Here is a 23,995-nt window from a genome sequence, read left to right on the forward strand (position 1 = left end):
GATGGCACGCAAGGGCACGTCGACGGACCCGTCCGGCTGTACCGGTACGGCCGCTCCCGCATGGACCCTGGAAGCACTCCGCGCCGAGGTCGCCGCGCTGCTCGGCGCCGAACCGGCCGAGGTGGACGACGACGGCGACCTGTTCGCCCTGGGGTTGCAGTCGCTCCAGCTGATGCAGTTCACCAACCGGCTCAACCGCGCGGGCGGGCGGGCCGGGTTCACGGAACTGGCCAGGGACCCACGGGTCGGCTCCTGGTACCGGCTGCTGAGCAGCCGTACGGGGGCGGCCGGCGTGCCTTCCGGGCCGGCGCGCCCGCCTGCCGAGGCGCCGACCGCCGACGTGCGGCCGTCCGCCGACGTGCCGCCGCCCGCCGCCCCAGGGCGGGAACCGTTCGCGCTCACCCCGGTCCAGCAGGCCTACTGGATCGGCCGGGGTGACGACCGGCCGCTGGGCGGCGTCGGCTGCCACGCCTACCTGGAGATCGACGCGGCGGAAGTGCACCCCGGCCGCCTCGAACAAGCCGTACGAGCCCTGACCCGGCGGCACCCGATGCTGCGGGCCCGTATCGACGACGACGGCACCCAGCGCGTCCTGGACGCCTCGCCCTGGCCGGGCCTGACCGTCCACGACCACACGGCCGGGACGCGGGCCGAGGCCGACGCGGCGGTCGCGGGCCTGCGCGAGCGCCTGTCCCACCGCAGATTACGGGTGGGCGAGGGCGAGGTCTTCGATGTCCAGCTGAGCCGCCTGCCGGCCGGCGCGGACTCCCGCCGCGCCGACCGCATCCACCTCGGCGTCGACCTGCTCGTCGCCGACGTGCACAGCATCCGGCTGCTCCTCGCCGACCTCGCGGAGCTGTACGACGACCCCGACGTACTCGGGGAGCTGGCCTACGACTTCCCGAGCCACCTCGCCGCACGGGCCACGGCACGCGCGGACGAGCGGGAGCGCGCCAAGGAGTACTGGACCGACCGTCTGGGCGGCCTCCCCGGCGGCCCTCGGCTGCCGCTGGCCACCGACCCCGAGGACGTCGTCCGGCCGCGCTTCGTGCGCCGTACGCACACACTGGCCCCGGACACTTGGGAGCGGCTGCGCGCGCGGGCAGGTGAGCACGGCGTCACACCCTCCGTGCTGCTCGCCACCGCCTTCGCCGAGGTGCTCGCCCGGTTCAGCGGTGAGCGGCACTTCCTGCTCAACGTGCCGCTGTTCGACCGCGAGCACGACGCCCACCCCGACCTGGACCGGATCGTCGCCGACTTCACCAGCCTCGTCCTGCTGGAGATCGACCTCGGCCGGGGCACGGGCTTCGCCGGGCGCGCCCGGGCCGTACAGCAGCGCCTGCACGACGACGTGGGCCACGCCGCCTACACCGGCGTCGACGTCCTGCGCGACATGGCGCGCGCCGACGCGGACCACCCGCGCACCGCACCGGTGGTCTTCGCCTGCAACATCGACGCCCCGCTCGTCCCCGACGCCTTCGCCGACCGTTTCGGCGAACTGTCCTGGATGGTGTCCCAGACACCGCAGGTCTGGCTGGACCACCAGATCTACCGCACCCGCGACGGCGGCCTGCTGCTCGCCTGGGACGCGGTGGAGGAACTGTTCCCGGGCGGCCTGCTGGACGACCTGGCCGCCGCCTGCGCCGCCCTGCTGGACCACCTCGTCACGGCCGACTGGACCGCGGTACCGGAAATCCCGCTGCCCGCGGGGCAACTGCGGCGGCGGCACGAGGTGAACTCCACGCACCGCCCGGAGAGCGGCCGGGCGCTGCACGAGGAGTTCTTCACCCGCGCAGAGACACGGGCGGACGCTCCGGCGCTGCTGTGGGGCGTGGACGGCGTTCTCACGCACGGCGAACTGGCGGAGCGAGCGCTGCGCATCGCAGGTGCTCTCGCCGACCGGGGTGTCCGCGACGGTGCCCCCGTACTCGTCACGGCGCCCAAGGGCCCCGACCAGATCGCCGCTGTCCTGGGTGTGCTGGCGGCGGGCGGGAGTTACGTACCCGTCGGCGTCGACCAGCCCGCCGAGCGACGCGCGCGGATTCTCGCGGTCAGCGGGGCCCGGCTCGTCCTGGACGGCAGCGGGACGCCCGCTCCGGCCGAATCCCCGGCCGAAGTGCTGCCGCTGGCCGAGGCGTTACGGTTCCGCCCCCTGGCCGCGCCGGTGCCCGTGGGCCCGGGCGATCCGGCGTACACGATCTTCACCTCGGGGTCCACCGGCATCCCGAAGGGGGTCGAGATCAGCCACCGGGCCGCGGTGAACACCGTCGAGGACGTCGGCGCACGCTTCGGCATCGGCCCGGCGGACCGCGTACTGGCCGTGTCCGCACTGGACTTCGACCTGTCCGTGTGGGACATCTTCGGGCTGCTCGGCGCGGGCGGCGCGCTCGTGCTGGTGGCCGAGGAGGACCGGCGCGACGCGCACCGCTGGCTCGACCTGTGCCGCCGGCATGCCGTGACGGTCTGGAACTCGGTGCCGGCCCTCCTCGACATGCTGCTGACCGCGGCCGAGCCCGAGCCGCTTCCGGATTCCTTGGGCCTCGCGCTGCTCTCGGGCGACTGGATCGGCCTGGACCTGCCGGGGCGGCTGGCCCGGGCAGGGGCCGGACGGTGCCGGTTCGTCGCTCTCGGCGGTGCCACCGAGGCGTCGATCTGGTCCAACGTCCACGAGGTCGGCGACGTACCGCCGCACTGGCGGTCCATCCCGTACGGCACCCCGCTGGGCAACCAGAAGTTCCGTACCGTCGACCCGCAGGGCCGGGACTGCCCCGACTGGGTGCCCGGCGAGCTGTGGATCGGCGGTACGGGGGTCGCGCTCGGCTACCGCGGTGATCCCGCGCTCACGGCGGAACGTTTCCCCACGGTGGTGGGCGAGCGCTGGTACCGCACCGGGGACCTCGGCCGCTACTGGCCCGACGGCACGCTGGAATTCCTCGGGCGCGCCGACCAGCAGGTGAAGATCAACGGCTTCCGGGTGGAACTCGGCGAGGTCGAGGCGGCGTTGCAGAGCCACCCCGCCGTGGCCCACGCGGTCGCCGCGGTGGTGGGCGAGCAGCGCAAGGAACTCGCCGCCGCTGTCGTACCGGCCCGGCCGGGAGCCGGGGAGGAGCCGGGCCCGGCCCGCCCTGACGGGATCGGCCGCCACACGTCGGAGCCGGCGCCCGCCGAGGTGGAGTGCGAACGCGCCCTCACCGAGACCGTGCTCGCCGCGCTCCTCGCAGCCCTGGACCCAGGGCTGTCCGACGGTACCACCGGGCAGACCGGCCTCCCCGGCACCCGGGACGCGTCGGGCCTGCCCGAGCCGAACCGGCGGCTGCTGGAAGCGATGGCCGGCGAACTGGCCGAGCGCGACGTCCTGGTGCGCACGGCAGGCACCTGCGCACCCGGCCGGCGCTGGGCCGAGGTCCGCGACGGAGACCGCGCGGCCGGGCTGCGCGCACAGATCAGCGGTGGCCGCCTGGAGAGCGTGGCCGACGCCTGGGCCCGGGCCATGCCGGTACTGCTCTCGGTACTGCGCGGTGAAACGTCCGCCACCGTACTGCTCGACGACCCGGAACTGTCCCCGGAATCCCTGGCCGACGCCCTGCCCGGAGCCCGCCGCTGTCTGGAGCGGACCGCCCAGGCGCTGCAAGAACTCGCCCAGGGGCGTCCCGAACCGCTCGCCGTCGCCGAATGGGGCACCGGCAGCGGCCGCACCGCCGTACGCCTGCTCGACGCCTTCAAGCCCGGCACCGTCGACTACCTCCTGCTGACGGACTCGGCCTCCCGGCGTACGGCGGCCGACGCGCGGCTGTCCGCGGCGGGGCATCCGGTACGGACCGCGCTCCGGTCCACGCCGGGCATCCCCGAGGCGCGCCTGCACCGGTTCGACGCGGTGGCCGTCAACGACGCGCTGCACGGCCTGCCCGACCCGTACGCGGTCGCGGCCGTACTACCGCTGCTGCTGGCCCCGGGCGGACACCTCTTCCTGGTCGCCCGCGCCGCCGTCTCCCCGCTCGGCCTCCCCGCGGGCCGTACCGGCGACCGCCTCGACGCCGGACAGTGGGCGGACGTGCTGACCCGCGAGGGCCTGACCGGCGTCCGCCGGGCGCACACCGAGCCGGACGGCGCCGTGCTGCTCACCGCCCGGCGCTCTCCGGACGCGCCCCGCCTGAACGCCGCCACCCTGCGCGAACAGCTCGCCGAGCGGCTTCCCGCGCACATGATCCCCGGCACGCTGATGGCCCTGCCCGAGCTGTCGCTGAACGCCAACGGCAAGGTCGACCGGCGCCGGGTGCAGGAACTGCTCGCGTCCGGCGCCGAGCAGCCCGGCGCGAGCTGCGACCCGCCGCGCGGCGCCGTCGAGGAGACCGTGGCGGAACTCTGGGCCGGGGTGCTGGGCGTGCCCGCCGCCGGACGCGACGCCAACTTCTTCGTACAGGGCGGGGACAGCGTCCTGGCGACGCGCCTGGTCACCGGCGTCCGCCGTCGGCTGGGTGTCGAACTGCCGATGCGTCAGGTGCTGCGGGCGCCGACGGTGGCCGCCATGGGCGCACTGATCGAGCGGCTGCGTCCGGGGGCCGGGGTACCGGGCGCCGACGGCCGGGCGTCCGGGGGATGCTCCGAGGACTACGAGGAAGGTGCGCTGTGAGCGCCGTGCACTCCGCCGCCGGACACGGCGCCGACGCTCCCCGGTCCAGCCTGCGGACCTTCGCCGTACGGGCGCAGTCCCGGGCCCGGCTGGTGTGCTTCCCGCACGCGGGCGGCGGGGCCGGCGCCTACCGGCTGTGGGGCTTCGACGCTCCCTGGGACGTCGAGGTCGCCGCGGTGCAGTACCCGGGGCGCGAGGACCGGTACGCGGAACCGCCGGTGTCCGTCATGAGCGAGCTGGCCGACGCGATCGGCACCGACCTGGTCCGCGAGGCGACGGCCCGCCCCGAACGCGTCACCGTCCTGTTCGGCCACAGCATGGGGGCCTCCGTGGCCTACGAGACGGCCCGTCGGCTGACCGCGGCCGGGCATCCGCCGGCCGCCCTCGTCGTCTCGGGCCAGCCCGCACCGCACCGTACGCGCGGCGGCGCCCTGCACCGCGCGGGCGACACCGAACTGCTGGCTGACGTACGGAGGCTGGGCGGCACGTCGGCCGGTGTGCTGGGTCACGACGCCCTGCTGCGGGCGCTGCTGCCGACGATCCGGAGCGACTACCGGCTCATCGAGACCTACCGCCCGCGGCCCGGCCGCCGCCTCGACGCGCCGGTGACCGTCCTCTACGCCGACGACGACCCCGAGGTCGACGCCGCCGAGGCGCAGGCCTGGCGCGAGGTCACCGGCGGGCCCTGCGACGTCGGTGTGTTCACCGGCGGTCACTTCTACCTGGAACAGCAGCGGGAGGCCGTCCTCGCCCGCGTCGTGGCCCGCGTCCGCGCGGCGCTGCCCGCCGCGGGCGCGGCCTGGCCGTCGCTGCCCTGATCCCGCCGCCTACCGCCTGCCGCCCGCTGCGCCGGCCGCTTCAGAGAACACGTCCGTCCCACCGCCCGCTTCCAAGAACACCGTCCGTCCCACCGTCCGCTTCAGAGAACCGCACAGAATCGGGGGTCCTCCCATGCTCGACGGCTGTACGCCCTGGCCCGAAACCCTTGCGGCGCGGTACCGGGCCGAGGGGTACTGGACCGGCGAACTGCTGGGCCGCCGGTCCGACGACGCGGCCCGGGCCGCCCGGACCGCGCTCGTCACCCCGGACCGCACCCTGACGTACGGCCGGCTCGACCTGGCCGCCGACCGGATGGCCGCGGGGCTGAGCGCCCTCGGCATCGCGCCACGGGACCGGATCGTCGTCCAGCTGCCCAACGGCGCCGAGCTGGTCGTGGTGTGCCTGGCCCTGTTCCGGCTCGGGGCGCTGCCCGTCTTCGCGCTGCCCGCGCACCGCGCCGCGGAGATCACCCATCTCGTGGAGTCCTCCGAGGCGGTGGCCTACATCTGCGCGGACCGGGACCTGGACTGCGACCACCGGGAGTTGGCCCGGCAGGTCCTGGCCCGCACCGGCTCCCTCAAGCACGTCCTGGTGGCCGGGGACCCCGGCCCGTTCACCGCGCTGGCGGAGGCCGACGCGGACCCGGTGCGGCTGCCGCTGCCCGACCCGGAGGACGTGGCGCTGTTCCTGCTCTCCGGGGGAACCTCGGGGCCGCCCAAGCTGATCCCGCGCACGCACGCCGACTACTCCTATCAGCTGCGGGCCAGCGCGGCCCTGTGCGGGGTCGGCCCGCACAGCCGCTACCTGTGCGCGCTGCCCATGGGCCACAACTTCGCCCTGGCCTGCCCCGGTGTGCTCGGCACGCTGCGGGCCGGCGGCACGGCGGTACTGGCACCGGCGCCCACTCCGGAGGAGTGCTTCCCGCTCGTCGAGCGCGCCGGGGTGACCGTCACCTCGCTCGTGCCGCCGCTGGTGCCGCTGTGGCTGGACGCGGCCGAGTGGACCGACAGCGACCTGTCCTCCCTCGCGCTCCTCCAGGTCGGCGGCTCGCGGCTCGATCCGGTCACCGCCGAGCGGGTGGCGGACGGGCTCGGGTGCGCCCTCCAGCAGGTGTACGGCATGGCCGAGGGCCTGCTCAACTTCACCCGGCCCGGCGACCCGGAGGAGGCGGTGCTGCACACCCAGGGGCGTCCGCTGTCGCCCGCGGACGAGGTACGGGTGGTCCGGGAGGACGGCACGGACGCAGCGCCCGGCGAGGTGGGGGAGCTGTACACCCGGGGCCCGTACACGCTGCGCGGCTACTACCGGGCCGCCGGGCTGAACCGGGCACGGTTCACCGAGGAGGGCTACTACCGCAGCGGTGACCTCGTGCGCCGTACGGCCGCCGGAAACTTCGAGGTGGTGGGCCGGACGAACGACGTGGTCAACCGCGGCGGGGAGAAGGTGCCCTGCCAGGAGGTGGAGGAGCATCTGCTGGCGGATCCGCGGATCGTCTCCGCCGCGGTCGTGGCGCTGCCGCATCCGTTCATGGGTGAGCAGACCTGCGCCTGTGTGGTGGTCGGCGACACCGGGCCGGAGCTGACGCTGCGTCAGGTTCAGGCCGCGCTGCGGGAGCGCGGGGCCGCCGCGTACAAGCTGCCGGACCGTCTCGTCGTCCTGCCGCGGATGCCGCTCACCGGCGTCGGCAAGATCGACAAGAGGGCGCTGCGGGACGGTCTGGCGGGCTGAGGTCCGTACGGCGCGAAGGGCCCGAGGCGTCCGCTCCGGGCCCTTTTCGTGGGTGCGTACGGGGATGTCGGGTGGGCCTACGGGGACGGGGCGGGGCGTCAGGTCGCCTGGGCCAGCAGTCCCTCGACGACCGCTTCCAGTCCCCGGCGGTGGGTGTCCCGGACGGTCAGCTCGTTCCACCGCGGGCCCAGCGAGGTGATGAGGGGGAACTCCCCGGGGTCCAGGCCGGTGATCTGGTCGCGGTGCGGCGGCCGGTCCAGGTGTGCCAGGCGGCGTTCGCGGTTGAAGCGGACGGTCAGCTCACCGGCGGTGTAGTACCAGATGACGCGGTAGGCGTAGACGGCGTCCTCGGGGGTCATCCCGCACTCGATGGCGGCGTCCAGGATGTTCTCGACGATCCACATCGCCGAGACGGCGAAGAGGTCGTCGGAGGCGAGGACTTCGACGATCCACGGGCAGTCCACCAGGATGTCGTGCAGGACCTGGGCGGCGGCGAGGAGCCGGGCGCGCGGCTCGGCCGGCAGCTCGGGCCGGGGAAACTTCGCGGCGTGCTCCTCCAGGAGGAGCAGCAGCAGCTCGTCCTTGTCCCGTACGTAGTGGTACAGGGCCATGGGCGTGCTGGACATCTCCTTGGCGAGACGGCGCATGGAGAGGTTCTCCGCGCCCTCCTCGTCCAGGATGCGCTGGGCGGCGGACAGGATCGCTTCGCGCGCCAGCCGGGGCGGGCGGCCGGTCCTGCCGGCACGTCGGGTTCGGTGCTGCATCCGTCCATCTTCCGTCACGTCCGGGTCCGCGCGTACGGGGCTCCGTGCCGCGCACGCGGGGACACCGCGGCGCCCGGCGCACCGGCCGCGCGGTCGTCCCGTCCGGCCCGTTCACTGTCCCGTACCCGTCTGGGCGGTTTCTGGACGCCTTCCGGGCCGGTACGGGAGGCGTCGGCGGCCGCGTCAGGAGGGCGCGGGGGTCTGCGGCCCGCTCCGGCCGACGGTGCGGAAGAACCCGTCGAGCAGCGCTTCGAGGCCGGCCTGGTGCGTGTCGCGTGCGGTGAGCGCGGGCCAGCGGCCGGCGAGGGCGGACAGCCGGGGGTGGGCCTGCGGCTGGAGCGCGGCCATGGCGTGCGACCGGTAGGGCGGGTGGTCGAGGTGGGCGAGGTGCCGCTCCCGGGAGAGGCGGATCAGCAGTTCGCCGCCGGTGTAGTGGGCGACGGCGCGGTAGAGGGCGACGGCCTCTTCAAGGGTGAAGCCGCAGCCGAGCGCCGCCTCCAGAACCGCCTCGGTGACCCACCGGCTGGAGGCGTTCAGCAACTCCTCGGAGGTCAGGATCTCGCCGAGGAACGGGCATTCGGCCAGAACGTCGTAGAGCAGCTGGGCCGCGGCCGTCAGCCGTTCGCGGGGATCGTCGGGCAGTGCGGGCCGTGGCTGGTGCCGGGCCTTGGTCTCCAGCAGCAGCCGCAGCAACTGGTCGCGGTCGCGTACGTGGTGGTAGAGCGCCATCGGCGTGATGGACAGCTCCCGCGCCAGCCGCCGCATCGAGAGGCTGCCGTCGCCCTCGGTGTCCACGATCCGCTGGGCCGCCTCGACGATCGCCGGCTGGGAGAGCCGGGAGGGGCGTCCGACCTTCTTCCGGCCCGTGGTGGCCGGTTCGTCCGACTGCATCGGTCCCCGCCTTCCGTGCGTGTCCTGCGGCCGGGGCACAGCGCCTGCGACCAGTACCGGGTGACAACCCAGCGGGTCCCGGCTAGAGTTATCTTACGCGTATTGAATACAAGTAAGAAAACTCTGGAGGGGCGGATGTCCGAAACGGCCTTGAACAGGGGACAGGCGTTGGTGGCCGTCGCCCTCGCCCAGTTCATGGTGACCCTCGACATGACGGTCGTGAACGTGGCGTTACCCGACATGGGCGTCGGTCTGGGCTTCGACCCGGCCCAACTGCCCTGGGTGGTCAACATCTACGCCCTGTTCTTCGGCGGCTTCCTCCTCCTGGGGGGCCGGGCGGCGGACCTGTTCGGTCAGCGGCGCGTCCTGCTGTGGGGGACGTGGTCCTTCGCCGTCGCCTCGCTCGCCGGCGGTCTGGCCCAGGAGCCGTGGCACATGATCGCCGCCCGCGCGGTGCAGGGCGTGGGCGCCGCGGTGATGGCACCGGCCGCGCTGGCCGTCCTCACCCTCACCCAGCGCGAGGGCGAGGAGCGCACCCGGGCGCTCGGCGTGTACGCGGCCGTCGCCGCGGTCGGCGGCGGCGCCGGCGTGCTGGTCGGCGGTCTGCTCACCGAGTACGCCGGCTGGCGCTGGGTGATGCTGGTGAACCTGCCGATGGCGCTCGCGGTCGTCCTGCTGGCGCTGCGCAGCGTCCCGGCCGGCACCTTCGGCAACCGTCGGGGCAAGCTCGACGTGCTCGGCGCCATCCTCGCCACCGGCGGCGTCGGCCTGCTGATCCTCGGCATGGTGCGCACCGAGGAGCTGTCGTGGGCGTCGCCCACCACCATCGTCACGCTGGCGGCCGCCGTCGTCCTGCTCGTCGCCTTCGTACTGTGGGAGAAGTACGGCCCGATGACCGACCCGCTGATCCGGCTCGGTCTGCTGGCCAAGCGCAACGTCGCCGGTGCCAACCTCTACATGGCCCTGCTGGCGGCCGGACAGCTCGCGGTGTTCTACTTCCTGTCGCTGTATCTCCAGCGCATCCTGAAGCTGGGTCCGGCCGAGGCGGGTGCCGCCTTCCTGCCCCTGTGCGTGACCGCGATGGTCGCGATCCAGGTCACCACCCGCGTCCTGCGCCGGCAACTGGCCGGAATCAAGACCCTGTTGGTGCCGGCCGGTCTGATCGCCGCCGCCGGGTTCGCCTGGAGCGGCATGGCCGACCCCTCGGGCAGCTACCTGGGCGACGTACTGCTGCCGTCCCTGCTGGCCGGTCTCGGGGTGGGCATCGCCTTCGTCCCGCTGACGGCCGCGGCCACCGTCGGGCTGCCCCCGCAGGAGGCCGGTACGGCCTCGGCCTTGCTGAACGCCTCGCGTCAGGTGGGCAGCGCGCTCGGCCTCGCGGTGCTGGTGACCGCGGCGACCACGCGCACCGACAGCCGGCTGGCCGCCGGTGTCTCTCCGGACGAGGCGGCGGTCGACGGGTACTCCCTCGGCTTCGTGCTGGCGGGCTGCTTCCTGGTGCTGGCCGTCCTGGTGGCGCTCTTCGTGCTCCCGCGCCGCCCCCGGCCGGCCGCCGCGCCGGCTGCCGCCCCGGCCGTGGACGCGCAGGGCCCCGGTGTCCGGACTCCGGCCGCGGCCGGTGGCGCCGACGCCCCGGCTCCGGACGTCGCCGCCGGCGACATCGCCCCGAAGGGGTGACCCGATGTCGGCTCCGGGAAGCGCCCGGCGCACCGGAGCCGATGGACGCGGTGGCGGGGGTTCGAATCCCCCGTGCGGCCTCCGCCACCGCGCGTTCATCCGGCAGGCCCTGAGTTTTCGGCCGTGTGCCGAGTTGGCCGGAAGACTTTTCAGGACGCCGCCGACAGTACGCAAGAACGGTTGCGTGGATTCTCGGCCGATTGATTAACGTCAAACGTTTCCGTGCGGCGTGCGCGCCAGGACGGAGAGTGAGGGAAACTTTACTCACGGCAATTCTTTCGAAGCCTTCTCCTGTACTTGTTGCTGCCGTCACATTCACTGGGTAGATTGAGCCTCGGTCACTCGGCCTGACAATTCAGGCCGATACGCGCATCTTCAAATCCGAGGTTTGCGATGTTGCCAGAGCGTGCACCACGAGGGATGCCCGGCCCCAGGTCAGACGGTCGGTCGTGGCAGGTGTCCGTGTGATGGCCCGTTCTTTGAGGGCTTTACCGGAATTGCGTATTCCGGATTACTGATGCCTATTGTCGGCAGCCTTCGGCTGCTTTCTCGCAGGGTGTCGTCTCCCTGTGTCGCCCTCTTTGTGCCGCGCATCAGCCAGTAGGTGGCCTCCGCGTCATTCCTTTGCTGTGCGCGCTTTTCTGCAGGTGTGATCGCGTAGTTCTACGCCTGCTGTCCGCGGTTCGGTGCTGCCGTCCGCGGCATTCTCGGCAGCGTTTCTCCTCGGCTGGCATCCGCTTTTTCGATCAAGCGAAAACGGCCGAAACTCATGGGTTGCCGTCCTATGCGGTCGCCCCTGCCTCAGAGGGATGAGGAAAATGATCCATTACCGAACCGCTGTGCGGGAAACCGGCCACGCCCCGCTGGACACCGCCGTGGCCCTGGCGCAATCCGGTCTGTTCGGCACCTACGTGGTCTACGAGAACCCCGGCGGGTGGTGCGTCGCCGGGGGCGTGGTCGCGGAGGTCGTCGTCACCGCCGACAGCGTCCGATGTACGTGGCAGGGCAGCACGACCGAGGAGCCCTGGTACGGCGACCCGCTCGCCAGGGTGCAGCAGTTCCTGGACACGTTGCCGGTCGCCGGCTGGGCCGCGTACGGCTGGTGCGCCTTCGAACTCGCCTACGCCGTCTCGGGCATGCCGCTGGCCGGCGGTGTCCTGCTGCACCTGGTGGTGCCCGAGACCGAAGTCGTGCTCGACGGTGGCCGCGCCCTGGTGCGCAGCACCCACAGCGGCACCCTGTCCGCCGTCGAGAACGTCATCGACCGCGTCCAGGCCCCGGCCGGCCCCGCCCCGCGGACCGTCGACGTCGATCTCGACGCGAACGCCTGCGCCTACCGCGGCGCCGTGACCTCCGTCGTGTCCGACATCCGCGCGGGCGCCCTGCACAAGGCGGTGCTCTCCCGCGTGGTTCCCGTCGACGCCGAGCTGGACTTCCCGGCGAGCTACGCGGCCGGCCGGCGGGCCAACACCCCGGCCCGGTCCTTCCTGCTGCGCATGGGGGACCTGCAGTGCCTCGGCTTCAGCCCGGAGATGGTGGTGGAGGTGGACGCCACGGGCCGCGTCGCCAGCCAGCCGCTGGCCGGCACCCGTGCGCTGACCGGGGACGCCGACGCCGACCGCCGGCTGCGCGCCGACCTGCTCGCCGACCCCAAGGAACTGCACGAGCACGCCATCTCGGTGAAGGTGGCGGTGGACGAACTCGCCGGGCCCTGCAAGCCCGACACCGTGGTGGTCGAGGAGTACATGACGGTGAAGGAACGGGGCTCGGTCCAGCACCTGGCCTCCCGGGTGACGGGCCGGATGCCCGAGGGGGCCGGTCCCTGGGACGCGTTCACCGCCGTCTTCCCCGCCGTCACCGCCTCCGGCGTACCCAAGCGTCCCGCGTACGAGGCCATTCGGCAGTACGAGCCGGAGCCGCGCGGGCCGTACGCGGGCACCGTCATGAGAGTGACGCAGGACGGCGGCATGGACGCCGCCCTCGTCCTGCGCAGCGTCTATGCGCAAGGGGGCCGGACCTGGCTGCGGGCCGGCGCGGGAGTCGTCGAGCACTCCCTCCCGGAGCGCGAACTGGAGGAGACCAGGGAGAAGCTGCGGTGCGTGGCCCACACGCTCGTGGCGCGCGCGGAGAGCCCTGCGGAGCCGCTTCGGATGGCTGCCGCGGCGGATGGACGGTCGCACTGCTGAACGGCCTTGGCGGCAGAGACAGGCAACACGCAACTTCTGGAGGCGACTGACCCATGTCGACCACGGGGGAGACCCTGCGAATCCAGCTCCTGGGACCGATAAGGGCCTGGCGACACGGCAGGGAGCTGCACACCGGACCGCCCAAACAGCGCGCCGTGCTGGGCCTGTTGGCCAGCCGCGCGGGCGAAGTCGTGTGTGTGGAGCACATCATCGACGCCGTGTGGGGCACCGACACCCCGCAGAGCGCCGCCAACGGCGTGCACACCTACGTGGCCGGCCTGCGCCGCGTCCTCGACCCGGGACGGGGCAGGAGGGGAACCAGCTCGGTGCTGACCTCGGCCGCCGGCGGCTACTGCCTGAGCGTGGCGGCCGAGGACGTGGACGCCACGCTCTTCACCCGATGTCACACCGCAGCCCGCAGGGCGGACGCCGAAGGCGACACGGCGAGAGCCCTGGCGCTGTACGCGGACGCCCTGGCCCGGTGGCGCGGCGCCGCCTACTCCGGGGTCCCCGGACCGTTCGCCGCCATGGAACGCACCCGCCTGCACGACCTCCGGCTCACGGCCGTCGAGGAGTGGGCCGCGGGCATGCTGGCCGGCGGGCGGTACGCGGAGGCGGTCGCCGAGCTGTCCGCCGCCGTGGCCGAGGAACCGCTGCGGGAACGGCTGCGCTGGCTGCTGATGCTCGCCCTGTACCGCAGCGACCGGCAGGCCCACGCGCTGTCGGTGTACACCGAGACCCGGCGGCTGCTCAACCGGGAACTCGGCATCGAACCCAGCCCCGAGCTGCGCAGTCTGCACCAGCAGATCCTCACCGGGCGGACGGCGCCCGCCGAGGGCCGCCCGGCCCCCGAGGCGCCGCCCGCCGACCCCGAGGCGGCCGTGACGGCGCCTCCCCGGCCCGCCCAGCTGCCCGCACTGGCCCGGGGATTCGTCGGCCGCACCACGGAACTGGCCCGGATGGAGCACCTGCTGGACGAGACGTGTGACCAGCAGGGCGCCACCACCCCCGTGGTCGTCGCGGACGGGGCGGCCGGCGTCGGCAAGACGGCGTTCGTCCTGCGGCTGGCACACCGGCTGCTGGATCGTTTCCCCGACGGCCAGCTCTACGTCGACCTGTGCGGCACCAGCCTGCGCGCCCGGCCGCTGAGCGCCGCGGACGCCCTGGAACAGATGCTGCGCGGCCTCGGCGTCGACAGCGGCCGGATCCCCGCCGACCTGGCCGGCCGGGCCTCCCTGTACCGCAGCCTGCTGCACGGCAGGCGCATGCTGGTGGTGCTCGACGACGTCCTGAACGCCGACCAGCTGCGCCCGCTCATCCCCCGCGGCCCGTCCTGCCTGCTGGCGACGAGCCGGCAACGGCTGACCGGCCTGGCGGTGCGCGAGGGCGCGCACCTGGTCCGGCTCCGGGCGCTGGACGAAACAGCCGCGGTGCGGCTGCTGGCCGACCTCAGCGGCGGCCGGCTGCACGGCCACGACCCGGTCGCCCTGCGGCTGGTGCGGCTGTGCGGCGGGCTGCCGCTGGCCCTGCGCATCGCCGCCGAACAGCTGGCCGCGAGCCCCGACGTGTCACCGGCCTCGCTGGCCGAGCAGTACGGCGCCGAGCGTGGCCGGCTCGACCGCCTCGCCGTGGAGGACGACGCCGCCGCCAGCGTGCGCACCGTCTTCGAGACGTCGTACCTGGCGCTGCCCGCCGAAGCGGCGCGCATGTTCCGCTACCTGGGCCTGTACCGCGGCGGCACGATCACGGTCGGCTGCGCGGCGGCGCTCGCCGGCACCGGCCGGGACGCCGCCCGTCGGCTGCTCGACCTGCTGGTCGACGGCCACCTGCTGGAGGAGGTGCACCGGCAGACGTACCGGTTCCACGACCTGATCCGCATCTTCGCCGCGGAGTGCGCCGAACGGGAGTCGCAGCCGTTGCGCGAGGCGGCCCTCACCCGGGTGCTGGAGGCGGAGCAGTGGGTGCCGGGGCCCCGGACGGAGTCGGCCGCCGGCCGCGGCACCGCCTGGGCCGACGCCACGCCCGCGTGACCCGTGACCGGGGCCCGGCAGCGCCGCGGGGAGCGCTCCCCGCGGCCCTGGCCGAACCCGGTCCGGACGTTCCTGGCCCCGACGACCCTGGCCCCGACGACCCTGGCCCCGACTCCCTGGTCCGGACGCCCGCGGCCCGGGCCGGCGGGGTGTCAGGCGGCGGCGAAGCGGACCGGCAGGTGGTGCGGCCCCCTGACCAGGATGCCGTGCCGCCACGGCACCTGGTGCGGGTCGGCGTCCAGCTCCAGCCGCGGGCAGCGCTCCAGGAGGCTGCGGATCGCGATCCGGGCCTCCATCCGGGCCAGCGGGGCGCCCAGGCAGTGGTGGACACCGTGGCCGAAGGCGACGTGGCCGGCGGTAGGGCGGCGGATGTCGAAGCGGTCCGGTTCGGCGAAACGCGCCCCGTCCCGGTTGGCGGCGTTGAGGTCCACCATCACCGCCTCGCCGCGCTCGATGCGGTGGCCCCCCATCTCGACGGGTTCGACGGCGAAGCGGAACGTCGCGCTCTCGACCGCGCCGTCGTAGCGCAGCATCTCCTCCACCGCACCTTCCAGCAACGAGAAGTCGGCCCGTAGCGCGGCCAGTTGACCAGGATTTTCCAGCAGCGCGCAGACACCGTTGCCGATGAGGTTGGTGGTGGTCTCGTGCCCGGCCACGATCACCAGGAAGACCGTACCCATCAGCTCGTCCAGCGAGAGGCGGTCGCCCTCCTCGTCCACGGTGCGGATGAGGGCGCTCAGCAGGTCCGCGCCGGGACGGCTGCGCTTCTCCTCGACCAGGGCGGCGATGAACCGCGCGGCGTCGGCGGCCGCCGCGCGCCGTACCGCCGGGTCCGGGGCGGAGATCGCCGCGTCGGCCCAGCGGCGCACCTCCGCCTGGTCCAGGAACGGCACGCCCATCAGCTCGCAGATGACCGAGATGGGCAGCGGGAACGAGAACGAGTCCACCAGGTCGGCCCGGCCGTCCGGCGCGGCGAGCATCTTGTCCAGCAACTCGTCCGTGATCTCCTGGACGCGGGGGCGCAGCGCCTCGATCCGCCGCGGGGTGAACTCCCGCGCCACCAGCTTGCGCAGCCGGGTGTGCTGCGGCGGGTCGGAGTTCATCATGTGGCTGCCCGACGGGCTGCTGATCGGGAAGTCCGCCGCGGCGTTCTTCCACTGCTTGGACAGCCGGGGGTCGGTGAGCGCGGCACGGGCCTCGGCGTGGCCCACGACGAGCCAGACCTCGGCGCCCTCGGGCATCCACACCCGGTGCACCGGGCCCTGGGCCCGCAGCCGTGCGTAGGTCGGGTACGGATCCCGGGCGAAGTCGTCGCCGAGTGCGGCGAGGTCGAGCGGGGCTTGAGTGGCCAAGGTGTCTCCTCGGTAGGGGCCTGCGGCCGGACGGCAGGGGGTGATGGAGGCCGGGCGGCAGGGGTGCCTGGGGCCAGGTGGCGGAGGCCTGGGATGAGGCGAGGAAGGTCCGGGGTCAGGCGAGGGAGCGGAGGAAGTCGAGCAGCGCGGTGTTCACGGCTTCGGGGCGCTCCTGCTGGACCCAGTGGCCCGCCCCGCGGACGACCACCGGGTCGCGGTGGCGCGGGGCCGCGCCGGACAGCACGGGCACGATCCCGTCGTCGCCGGGGAAGGCCCGGTCACGGTCGCCCACCACGTACAGGGCCGGTACCTCGATACGGGCGCCCTCCCACGCGGCGGTGAGTTCCCAGTTGCGGTCGAGGTTGCGATACCAGTTGAGGCCCCCGGTGAAGCCGGAGCGGCCGAAGGCGGCCACGTACGCGGCGATGTCCTCCTCGGTCAGCCAGCCGGGCAGCCGGTCGGGGTCGGCCGCGAGGTCCAGGAAACCGCCGCCCGGCGGCACCAGGGGCGGAACCGGCGGCTCGGGACGGTCGCCGGAGGCACCGTAGAGCAGGCGCCGGAAGGTGCGGTCCAGGTCCTTGCCGAACTCCGCCTCCGCGACGCCCGGTTCCTCGAAGTAGTTCCAGTAGAACCGGCCGCCGGTCTTCTCCCGCGTGCTGCGCAGCGGAGGGACCGGCCCACGGGGCATCGGCAGGATGCTCAGTCCGGCCACCGCGCGCACCACGTCCGGCCGCAGCAGCGCGCTCTGCCAGGCGACCAGGGCTCCCCAGTCGTGCCCGGCCACGACCGCCCGCTCCTCGCCCAGCGCTTTGATCAGCCCGACCACGTCACCGGCCAGATGCAGGACGGAGTACGCCTCCGGAGCCGCCGGGCGGTCACTGTCGCCGTAGCCGCGCTGGTCGGGCGCGACGACCCGGTACCCGGCCTCGGCCAGGGGACGCAGCTGATGGCGCCAGGCGTACCAGAACTCCGGAAAGCCGTGCAGCAGCAGGACGAGGGGGCCTTCTCCCTCCTCGGCCAGATGCAGCCGGAGACCGTTGACTTCGACCGTGCGGTGCTGGGGCATGCCGCTCCCTTCCAGGGGGTGGGGTGTGCCGCCGGCGCCGGGCGGCGCCGGGTCGTTTCCGCAGGTGGGCGGTCACGCGTCGCGAGGCGCCAGCGGGTCGGTGCGGTCGGGGCGGCCCGTGGTCCGGAGGCCCCGCCCGATCAGCGCCGGGACCAGCACCCGAGGTGCGGCCAGCGATGTCGCCGGCCGGGCCAGAGCGATCACGTCGACCAGTGAGCGCGCCACGGCCGGGTCGGTGGTGGCGGCACGCGTCACGAGGTCGGCGTAGGCGTTCTGCGCGCGGGTCGCCGCCGAGGGACGGGGGCCGATCACGGAGGGGTGGCGCAGGTCGTCGCCGACGGAGAGCTGCCAGGCCGTCCCGGCGGCCCGGGTGACCGCGTGCTGGACGCGTCCGGCGACGCCGGGGATGTTGCCGTACCCGCGCAGCAGGTCCCGCAGTGCCGCCACGCCGAACGCCGCCACCGTCAAGCCGTGCGCGTGCGAGGGGTTCAGGACGCAGGCGGCGTCGCCCAGCGCCACGAACCCGTCCGGGTGCCGGGGGAGGCGGTCGAAGCGCAGCCGCCGGTTGACCAGGCGGCGGAAGCCGCGGCTCGGCCCCAGCGGGGCCGCGTCGGCCAGCAGCTCGGCCAGGGCCGGGTGGGGCAGCCGCTTGGCGAAGTCGAGGAACGCGTCGTCGTCCGCGGGAGGTTCGGAGCCGCGCATACCGATCACGGTCGCCGACCACCGGCCGTCCTCCACCGGCAGCAGCACGCCGCCGGTGGCCTCCCCGGTGACGTTGGCGATCATGACGATGCCGGGGATACGGCGGTGCTGCCCGGGGGCCGGGCGGAACAGCCGTGTGGCGTAGGCGGTGCCGGCGTCGACCACCTCCTCCGGAACCTCCGGCAGCCCGATCCCCTCCAGCCAGGTCTCGACGTGCGAGGAGCGGCCGGTGGCTGCCACCACGAGGCTCGCCTCGACCGTGGCGGACCGGCCCGTGCCGCGGTCGCGCACCCGGGCGCCGGTCACCCGTGCCGCGTCGCCGAGCAGGCCCTCCACCTCGGTGTGCGGCAGCAGGCGGACCCGCGGGTTCCGCAGGACCTGGCGGCGCACCACCCAGTCGAGCAGATCGCGCCCGCAGGACACCACGAACTCCTCGTGCCAGACCCGGGGCAGCCAGCCGAACTTCGTCAGGAAGGCCACGTCACCGGGGGCGCTCAGCAGATGGGCGCCCGCCTCGGCCCAGGCCGTCAGGGTGCCGGGCAGCAGCTCTTCGACGGCGCGGGCGCCGGCTCCCATCAACAGGTGCGACTGGCGCGCCTGGGGCAGCCCCTTGCGGGGTTCGGGGCCGTCGGGCGGGACGTCGCGCTCCACGACGGTCACGGAGTCCATGTACTGGGCCAGCACCTGTGCCGTCAGCATGCCGGCGAATCCGCCGCCGAGGACGAGGCCGTGCTGACCGACTGTGTCTGAACCCCGGCCGGGCCGTGTCGGCATGCCGGTCTCCTCTCTGGGACGGTGCGTGGATCGCGAAGGGCTCGGGTGGCGCGGGGGCATGGGGCGCGGGGATGCGCGGGTCAGCGGGGCGGGGTGGTCCGGTCGGCGATGCCGGCCAGGTCGGCCGTGTCGGCCAGCTCCAGCAGGCCGTCCGCGCGCCGCCGTACCGGAGTCCCGGACCGCAGCAGCGCCGGATGGCCCGGCAGCCCCGGGTGGCCCGTGGGTGCCGCCGCACGGCCGGCCCGGTGGATCGTGTCGAAGGGCAACGCCGGTCCCTTGGCGCACAACTCACCCGCGCGCCGGGCAGGCAGCGCACGGTGGTTCCGGTCCAGCACGCGAATGCGTACGTCCGGCGCCGGTCGGCCGATCACCCGCTCGTCCAGAGCGTCCTCCTGGGACATGAGGACCCGTACGGTCCAGGGGAAGGCCCCGCCTTCCGGGGCGAACTCCGCCCGCAACGGCGTCGCGGGCAGCGCCGCGAAGTGCCGGGCGGCCAGCCCGCCGGGCACGGTGCCGCCCAGGAGGTGCACGAGCCGGGGCCGGACGCGCAGACCCGCCACCCGCTCGGCGTACTCCTCGGGGCTCGACACCACGACGCCCGTCCGTGCGGCGACGGGCACCGGCGCCCCGGAGGCGGGCAGAACGTGCAGCGTGCCGCCGCAGGAGAGCGCCCACCACAGGGCGGACAGCGCGTGCGGTGTGCCCGGCGGCCCGCTCACGGACACCTGACGCACCGGCACACCGGCCGCGCGGCTCCGCCCGGTGAGGGCCAGCTGCCAGGCGACGTGGTCCGCCAGCTGTCCGGCGACGGAGCGGCCGGTGCCGGACACCAGGAGATGGGCGGCCTCGTGCGGCGCGGAGCGGGGCAAGGCCCGGTCCGGGCGGCGGGCCGCCGTCAGCCGCAGGGTCCGTGGGTCGTCGAGGACCAGGACCGGCCGGTAACGCCACCGGTCCCGGGTGGACGCGCTGCACACGACGGCCGACGCGCCGGTGAGCGCGGCCACCGCCGCGAGCCGGTGCTCGTCGGAACCGGGCGGCACGGGTACGCACACGCCGCCCGCCTTGAGCACGCCGAGCTGCGCCACCAGGGACTGCCGGTGGTCGTCGCAATGCACGATCACCGGGTCCCCGAGCTGCACGCCGCCGCGCACCAGCAGGGAACCGAGCAGCGCCGCCTGGGCGTCGGCCCGCCCGTAGGTGAGCGGGCCGTGCGCGTCCTGCACGGCGACCGCGCCGGGCCGGCGCAGCGCGGTCACGGCGAAAGCACTGTCCAGGGTCGTCCGGCCGGCGGTCCGGGGCACCGTGGTGCCCGGCTGCGGCCGGACGGTTGTCGCAAGGCCGCGTTCGGCCACCATCTGATCAGCGGTCACTGTGCTTCCTCGGGTTCGGGGCCGAGCTCAGCTTCGCCGGACGCTCTGGCGAAATTCTTGACGGCACCGGGGATGCCACCGGGGAGGCCATCGGGGACGCCACCGAGGAGCGCACCGAGGACGGCACCGGCGCGGGCTCCGGCCAGGAGGCGTAGGCGCGCAGCCCGTACAGCAGCGGGCGCTGGAGCCGGATCGGCGTGACCACGTCGACCTTGCCGAGCACCACCGTGTGGTCGCCGACCACCTGGGTGCTGAGCACGGAGCAGTCGGCGATGGTGTGCGACGCGTACGTCAGATGGGGCCCGGCCGCGCCGGCCGGGGCCCGCCAGGCCACCCGCTCGAAGCGGTCCGGGGCGCCGGAGGCGAACAGCTCGGCCGTCGGACGGGCCTGCGCGTGCAGCAGGTTCACGGCGAACTGGCCGCTGTCGCTCACGGCCTCCAGCGTGGGGCTGCCGCACCGGAGGCAGATCAGCAGTACCGGCGGGTCGAGCGAGACGCTGCACAGCGACGTGCAGGTCATGCCCCAGCCGGCGCCGTCGCGGGCCGACGTGGTGATGATGGAGACCCCGGTGGGGAAGGCCGCCATGAGGGTGCGCAGGTCGGCGGGCGGGCCGTGGTCGCCCGTGAGGCCGGCCGGTTCGGTCGTCATGTCATGCCCTCTCGTACGCGTAGGTGACGGCGGCTGCCGGGGCGGCGGACGGTGGCGTCAGTACGTGCGTGCGCACCGCGTCGGCCAGCAGGGGGGCGAACTCCTCGAACCCGTCGGCGAACAGCTCGAAGTGACCGCCGGTCAGCGCGCGCTGCCCGAACCGGCCGGTGGTCTGCCGTGCCCAGGCGGCGAGGGCCGCCGGGGGAGCGAGCGGGTCGGCCGCCCCGCCGAAGGCGGTCAGCGGCGCGGCCAGGGGCTTCCGGGACGTGTCGGTGCGGTAGCCGTCCAGAGCCCACAGGTCGTTGCGGATGAGCCGCAGGAATCGGCGGCGGACGGCGGGGTACGCGTCCAGCCGCTCCGGCAGGCCGCCCAGCCGGGCCAGGGCGCGGCGCAGTTCCTCGTCCGTGCTGCCGGGGTCGAGCCAGGACACCGGCACCCGGAGGCCCGGCGCGACGCGTCCCGACACGCCGACCCAGGCGACCGGGACGCCCCGCTCCCGCAGGGCGTGGGCGGTCTCGAAGGCCACCACCGCGCCCAGGCTGTGGCCGAACAGCGCGAGCGGCGTGCCGTCGGCCCACGGCAGCAGGTCTTCCGCCAGCTCCTTGACGGCCCCGGGCAGGTCCCACGGCAGGGGCGCGGCCTCGCCGGTCGCCCGCTCCGGGAGGTCGGCGAGCAGGACGTCCCAGTCCGCCGGGAGTTTCCGGCCGAGCGGGAAGTACGCGGCGGCCGAACCTCCGGCGTGGTGGAACACGGCCAGCCGTACGGCGGGTTCGTCCGGACGCCGGGGGCGGAGGAAGGGGGTCATGCGCCGATCACCTGCACCGGGCCGTCCGCGGTCGCGGCGGTGACGTCGGCGGTCGCGGCGATGTCGTCGGCGGATGCGGCGATGTCGTCGGCGAGCCGGCCGCACAGCTCGGCGAGCGGCAGGTCGAGCGGCAGGTCGGCGGGCGACAGGCCGACCCGGTAGTTCTCCTCGACCTGGCTGATGAACACCGTCGCCGTGAAGGAGTCCCCGCCGGCGTCCAGGAAGGACGTGCCGGTGTCCGACGGGTCCGGAGACTGGAGGACGTCGGTGAGCAGGGTCTGGAGGTACGTGTGGACGGCGGCCCGGTCGTGCGGTTCCGGCAGGCCGGCGCGGGAGCCGCGGGAGCCGGTCGAGTCGGGGGAGCCGGTGGAGCCGTCCCCCGGGGCCTCGCCGCGGACGCCCGTCGGCGGTTCGTCCACCCAGTACCGCCGGTGCTGGAAGGGGTAGGTGGGGAGATCGCCGAGCAGTCGCGCCGACGGCCCGGCCAGGGCGTCGAAGCGCAGATCGGCGCCCGCGGTGAAGAGGGCGGACAGTGCCTGGAGGAACCGGGTGGGGACCTCGGCCGCGTCGGAGCCGAGCAGCGGGTACGACGCGGCGCCCTCGGCGTCCCAGTGCACCGAGGCCAGGGCGCCGGCGGCGGGCAGGCCGGGCGCCGGGGAACCGCGCAGCCCGAGCAGGGCGAGCAGCCGGCACAGCAGTGCCGCGGGGGCGTCAGTCGCCCGCTCCGCCGCCGCCCGCTCCGCCGCCGTCTGTTCCGCGCCGTCGGCCAGCTGCGGGAAGGCGGCGGTGAGCGCGGTGAGCGCCCGGGCCAGGCCCTCGGCGTCGTCCGCCACCCGCACCGTGACCGAGCGGATCGTGTCGCCCGCCCCGACCGGCTCCGGGACGGCGCGCTCCGCCCGTTCGAGCGCCCCGGCGAGTTCGGCCGCGCTCGTGCCGACCACCGCCAGGCGCCGGGCGAAGGCGACGCGTCCGCTGCGCAGCGTGTGGCACAGGGAGGGCAGTTCCGCCTCCGGTGTGTGCCGCAGACGGTTCCGCAGCCGCTCGGCGAGTACGGTCAGCGCCCGCTCGTCCCGGGCCGACACGGTCAGCAGCTCGGCCCCGCCGCCCGGCGGTACGGCGGGACCGGCCTCGTCGGCCGCCCGGCGGTCGTGCGCCTCGATCACCACGTGCACGTTGGTGCCGCTCATGCCGAACGAGTTGACCCCCGCCACCCTGCGGGGCAGCTCCGCGGGCCACGGGGCGCCGCGCGACGGCACCCGCAACGGCAGGTCCTGCCACGGGATGTGGGGGTTCAGCTCGCCGTCGGACGCGTCGCGCGCGGCCGGGATCTCCCCGTGGTGCAGCATGAGGACCGTCTTGATGACCGCGGCGATCCCCGAGGCGGCCTCCAGGTGTCCCAGCCGGGACTTGACGCTGCCCAGTCCGAGCGGGACGCCCCGCTCGCGTACCGCCTCGCCCAGAACACCGGCCAGTGCCCCGATCTCGATCGGGTCGCCCAGTACGGTCCCGGTGCCGTGCGCCTCGACCCAGCCCAGCTCCCCCGGGCCGGTCCGGGCGTCCTCCAGCGCGGCGCGGATCACCTCCTGCTGCGCACTGCCGTTGGGCGCCGTCAGCGCGGACGCGGCACCGTCGTGGTTGACGGCCGTACCGCGGATCACGGCCAGTACCGGCCGCCGCTCGCGCAGCGCGTCGTCCAGCCGCATCAGGGCGATCGCGCCCACCCCCTCACCGCGCCCGTAACCGTCGGCCGAGGCCAGGAACGACTTGGAGCGGCCCTCGGGAGACAAGGCCCGCGTCTGGCACAGCGACACCATCAGGTTGGCCGACAGCAGCAGGTTGGAGCCGCACGCCAGGGCGTACCGGCACTCACCGGCGCGCAGCCCGCGCACCGCCAGGTGCAGGGCGGACAGGGAGGAGGAACAGGCCGTGTCCATGCTGACGACGGGCCCCGAGAAGCCCATCACGAACGCGATCCGGCCGGCTCCGAAGCACAGGCCGCCGCCGGTCGTGTAGTACGGATCGATGCGCGTGGTGTCCGCGCGGTCCTCCATGCGTTCGGTGTACTCGGACGCCATCATCCCGAGGTACACGCCGACGTTCAGACGGTCGGAGCGGCGTACCGCGATGCCCGCGCGCTCCAGCGCCTCCCAGGACGTCTCCAGCAACAGGCGTTGCTGCGGGTCCAGCAGCCGCGCCTCCCGGGTGGAGATGCCGAAGAACTCGGCGTCGAAACCGGCGATGTCCGACAGGAACCCGGCCCGGGCGACGTACGAGCGGCCCGGCCTGCCCGGCGTCGGGTCGTACACGGCACGCAGCCCCGGCCGCTCCTCGGGCAGCCCGGACAGGGCCGTGCCCTCGGACTTCAGGAAGTCCCAGTAGGCCGCGGGCGAGTCGAGGTCGCCGTCGGCCCTGCCGGACGGCAGCCGCAGGCCCATGCCGACCACGGCGACCGGCGCGTGCCGTTCCTCCTCCAGTGCGCTGATACGGGCGCGCAGTTGACGGGACAGCTTGAGCTGGTCCTCCATCAGTGCGCGTATCTGTGCGGGGTCCAT

Annotated in this window: 15 protein-coding genes; 6 read left to right on the forward strand and 9 right to left on the reverse strand. The window is 74.4% G+C overall.

What is annotated here, in order from left to right:
• The first annotated feature begins 1 nt into the window (after position 1).
• The 3 genes from JXZ78_RS12715 to JXZ78_RS12725 all read left to right on the forward strand — a co-directional run bounded on the left by JXZ78_RS12715 (position 2) and on the right by JXZ78_RS12725 (position 7,177).
• The gene (locus tag JXZ78_RS12715; protein WP_078624262.1) at positions 2–4,630 is read left to right on the forward strand and encodes a non-ribosomal peptide synthetase; all 4,629 of its coding nucleotides are present in this window, start codon (positions 2–4) and stop codon (positions 4,628–4,630) included.
• Entirely contained in the window at positions 4,627–5,448 is an 822-nt protein-coding gene (locus tag JXZ78_RS12720; RefSeq protein ID WP_279634512.1) for a thioesterase II family protein, read from the forward strand. Before JXZ78_RS12715 ends, JXZ78_RS12720 begins: the two co-directional genes overlap by 4 nt.
• 133 nt (positions 5,449–5,581) lie before the next feature.
• Positions 5,582–7,177 (forward strand): (2,3-dihydroxybenzoyl)adenylate synthase, encoded by a 1,596-nt coding sequence (locus JXZ78_RS12725; protein WP_030020155.1) that lies wholly within the window; start codon positions 5,582–5,584, stop codon positions 7,175–7,177.
• 98 nt (positions 7,178–7,275) lie between these two features.
• Here JXZ78_RS12725 and JXZ78_RS12730 read toward each other — a convergent pair whose 3' ends face one another.
• On the reverse strand, positions 7,276–7,941 hold the full coding sequence (locus tag JXZ78_RS12730; RefSeq protein WP_030020154.1) for a TetR/AcrR family transcriptional regulator: 666 nt from the start codon (positions 7,939–7,941) through the stop codon (positions 7,276–7,278).
• A 183-nt stretch (positions 7,942–8,124) separates the two neighbouring features.
• Positions 8,125–8,832 carry a TetR/AcrR family transcriptional regulator gene (locus JXZ78_RS12735; RefSeq protein WP_050502474.1) on the reverse strand — a complete coding sequence of 236 codons (708 nt, stop codon included), beginning with the start codon at positions 8,830–8,832 and terminating at the stop codon, positions 8,125–8,127.
• 135 nt (positions 8,833–8,967) lie between these two features.
• On the opposite strand from JXZ78_RS12735, the gene JXZ78_RS12740 reads away from it, so the two are divergent.
• The 3 genes from JXZ78_RS12740 to JXZ78_RS12750 all read left to right on the forward strand — a co-directional run bounded on the left by JXZ78_RS12740 (position 8,968) and on the right by JXZ78_RS12750 (position 14,725).
• Complete coding sequence (locus JXZ78_RS12740) at positions 8,968–10,509, forward strand: MFS transporter (RefSeq protein ID WP_078624260.1); 1,542 nt, start codon at positions 8,968–8,970, stop codon at positions 10,507–10,509.
• Positions 10,510–11,327: 818 nt separating this feature from the next.
• Positions 11,328–12,695 (forward strand): salicylate synthase, encoded by a 1,368-nt coding sequence (locus tag JXZ78_RS12745; RefSeq protein ID WP_033037741.1) that lies wholly within the window; start codon positions 11,328–11,330, stop codon positions 12,693–12,695.
• 53 nt (positions 12,696–12,748) lie between these two features.
• On the forward strand, positions 12,749–14,725 hold the full coding sequence (locus JXZ78_RS12750; RefSeq protein ID WP_078624259.1) for an AfsR/SARP family transcriptional regulator: 1,977 nt from the start codon (positions 12,749–12,751) through the stop codon (positions 14,723–14,725).
• A 152-nt stretch (positions 14,726–14,877) separates the two neighbouring features.
• On the opposite strand, the gene JXZ78_RS12755 is transcribed toward JXZ78_RS12750, so the two are convergent.
• The 7 genes from JXZ78_RS12755 to JXZ78_RS12785 all read right to left on the reverse strand — a co-directional run bounded on the left by JXZ78_RS12755 (position 14,878) and on the right by JXZ78_RS12785 (position 23,995).
• Positions 14,878–16,077, reverse strand: a complete 1,200-nt coding sequence (locus JXZ78_RS12755; RefSeq protein ID WP_030020149.1) for a cytochrome P450 family protein — start codon at positions 16,075–16,077, stop codon at positions 14,878–14,880.
• Positions 16,078–16,192: 115 nt separating this feature from the next.
• Positions 16,193–17,143 (reverse strand): alpha/beta fold hydrolase, encoded by a 951-nt coding sequence (locus tag JXZ78_RS12760; protein WP_030020148.1) that lies wholly within the window; start codon positions 17,141–17,143, stop codon positions 16,193–16,195.
• A gap of 72 nt (positions 17,144–17,215) precedes the next feature.
• Positions 17,216–18,619 carry an NAD(P)/FAD-dependent oxidoreductase gene (locus tag JXZ78_RS12765; protein WP_050502473.1) on the reverse strand — a complete coding sequence of 468 codons (1,404 nt, stop codon included), beginning with the start codon at positions 18,617–18,619 and terminating at the stop codon, positions 17,216–17,218.
• 80 nt (positions 18,620–18,699) lie between these two features.
• On the reverse strand, positions 18,700–19,989 hold the full coding sequence (locus tag JXZ78_RS12770; protein ID WP_030020146.1) for an AMP-binding protein: 1,290 nt from the start codon (positions 19,987–19,989) through the stop codon (positions 18,700–18,702).
• Entirely contained in the window at positions 19,979–20,638 is a 660-nt protein-coding gene (locus JXZ78_RS12775) for a flavin reductase family protein (protein WP_063726084.1), read from the reverse strand. The genes JXZ78_RS12770 and JXZ78_RS12775 overlap by 11 nt, the downstream gene beginning before the upstream one ends.
• 1 nt (position 20,639) lies before the next feature.
• Positions 20,640–21,443: a thioesterase II family protein gene (locus tag JXZ78_RS12780; protein WP_050502472.1), complete on the reverse strand. Its 804-nt coding sequence runs from the start codon at positions 21,441–21,443 to the stop codon at positions 20,640–20,642.
• On the reverse strand, positions 21,440–23,995 hold the full coding sequence (locus JXZ78_RS12785) for a beta-ketoacyl synthase N-terminal-like domain-containing protein (protein ID WP_063726083.1): 2,556 nt from the start codon (positions 23,993–23,995) through the stop codon (positions 21,440–21,442). The genes JXZ78_RS12780 and JXZ78_RS12785 overlap by 4 nt, the downstream gene beginning before the upstream one ends.

It is taken from the genome of Streptomyces monomycini (assembly GCF_022271435.1).
Taxonomy (GTDB): Bacteria; Actinomycetota; Actinomycetes; order Streptomycetales; family Streptomycetaceae; genus Streptomyces; species Streptomyces monomycini.

Excerpts from the sequence above, each read along its gene's own strand:
- JXZ78_RS12765 (WP_050502473.1), bottom strand. The coding sequence starts at position 18,619 with ATGCCGACACGGCCCGGCCGGGGTTCAGACACAGTCGGTCAGCACGGC.
- JXZ78_RS12745 (WP_033037741.1), top strand. The coding sequence starts at position 11,328 with ATGATCCATTACCGAACCGCTGTGCGGGAAACCGGCCACGCCCCGCTG.
- JXZ78_RS12785 (WP_063726083.1), bottom strand. The coding sequence starts at position 23,995 with ATGGACCCCGCACAGATACGCGCACTGATGGAGGACCAGCTCAAGCTG.
- JXZ78_RS12750 (WP_078624259.1), top strand. The coding sequence starts at position 12,749 with ATGTCGACCACGGGGGAGACCCTGCGAATCCAGCTCCTGGGACCGATA.
- JXZ78_RS12715 (WP_078624262.1), top strand. The coding sequence starts at position 2 with ATGGCACGCAAGGGCACGTCGACGGACCCGTCCGGCTGTACCGGTACG.
- JXZ78_RS12730 (WP_030020154.1), bottom strand. The coding sequence starts at position 7,941 with ATGCAGCACCGAACCCGACGTGCCGGCAGGACCGGCCGCCCGCCCCGG.
- JXZ78_RS12735 (WP_050502474.1), bottom strand. The coding sequence starts at position 8,832 with ATGCAGTCGGACGAACCGGCCACCACGGGCCGGAAGAAGGTCGGACGC.
- JXZ78_RS12780 (WP_050502472.1), bottom strand. The coding sequence starts at position 21,443 with ATGACCCCCTTCCTCCGCCCCCGGCGTCCGGACGAACCCGCCGTACGG.
- JXZ78_RS12775 (WP_063726084.1), bottom strand. The coding sequence starts at position 20,638 with ATGACGACCGAACCGGCCGGCCTCACGGGCGACCACGGCCCGCCCGCC.
- JXZ78_RS12740 (WP_078624260.1), top strand. The coding sequence starts at position 8,968 with ATGTCCGAAACGGCCTTGAACAGGGGACAGGCGTTGGTGGCCGTCGCC.
- JXZ78_RS12760 (WP_030020148.1), bottom strand. The coding sequence starts at position 17,143 with ATGCCCCAGCACCGCACGGTCGAAGTCAACGGTCTCCGGCTGCATCTG.
- JXZ78_RS12725 (WP_030020155.1), top strand. The coding sequence starts at position 5,582 with ATGCTCGACGGCTGTACGCCCTGGCCCGAAACCCTTGCGGCGCGGTAC.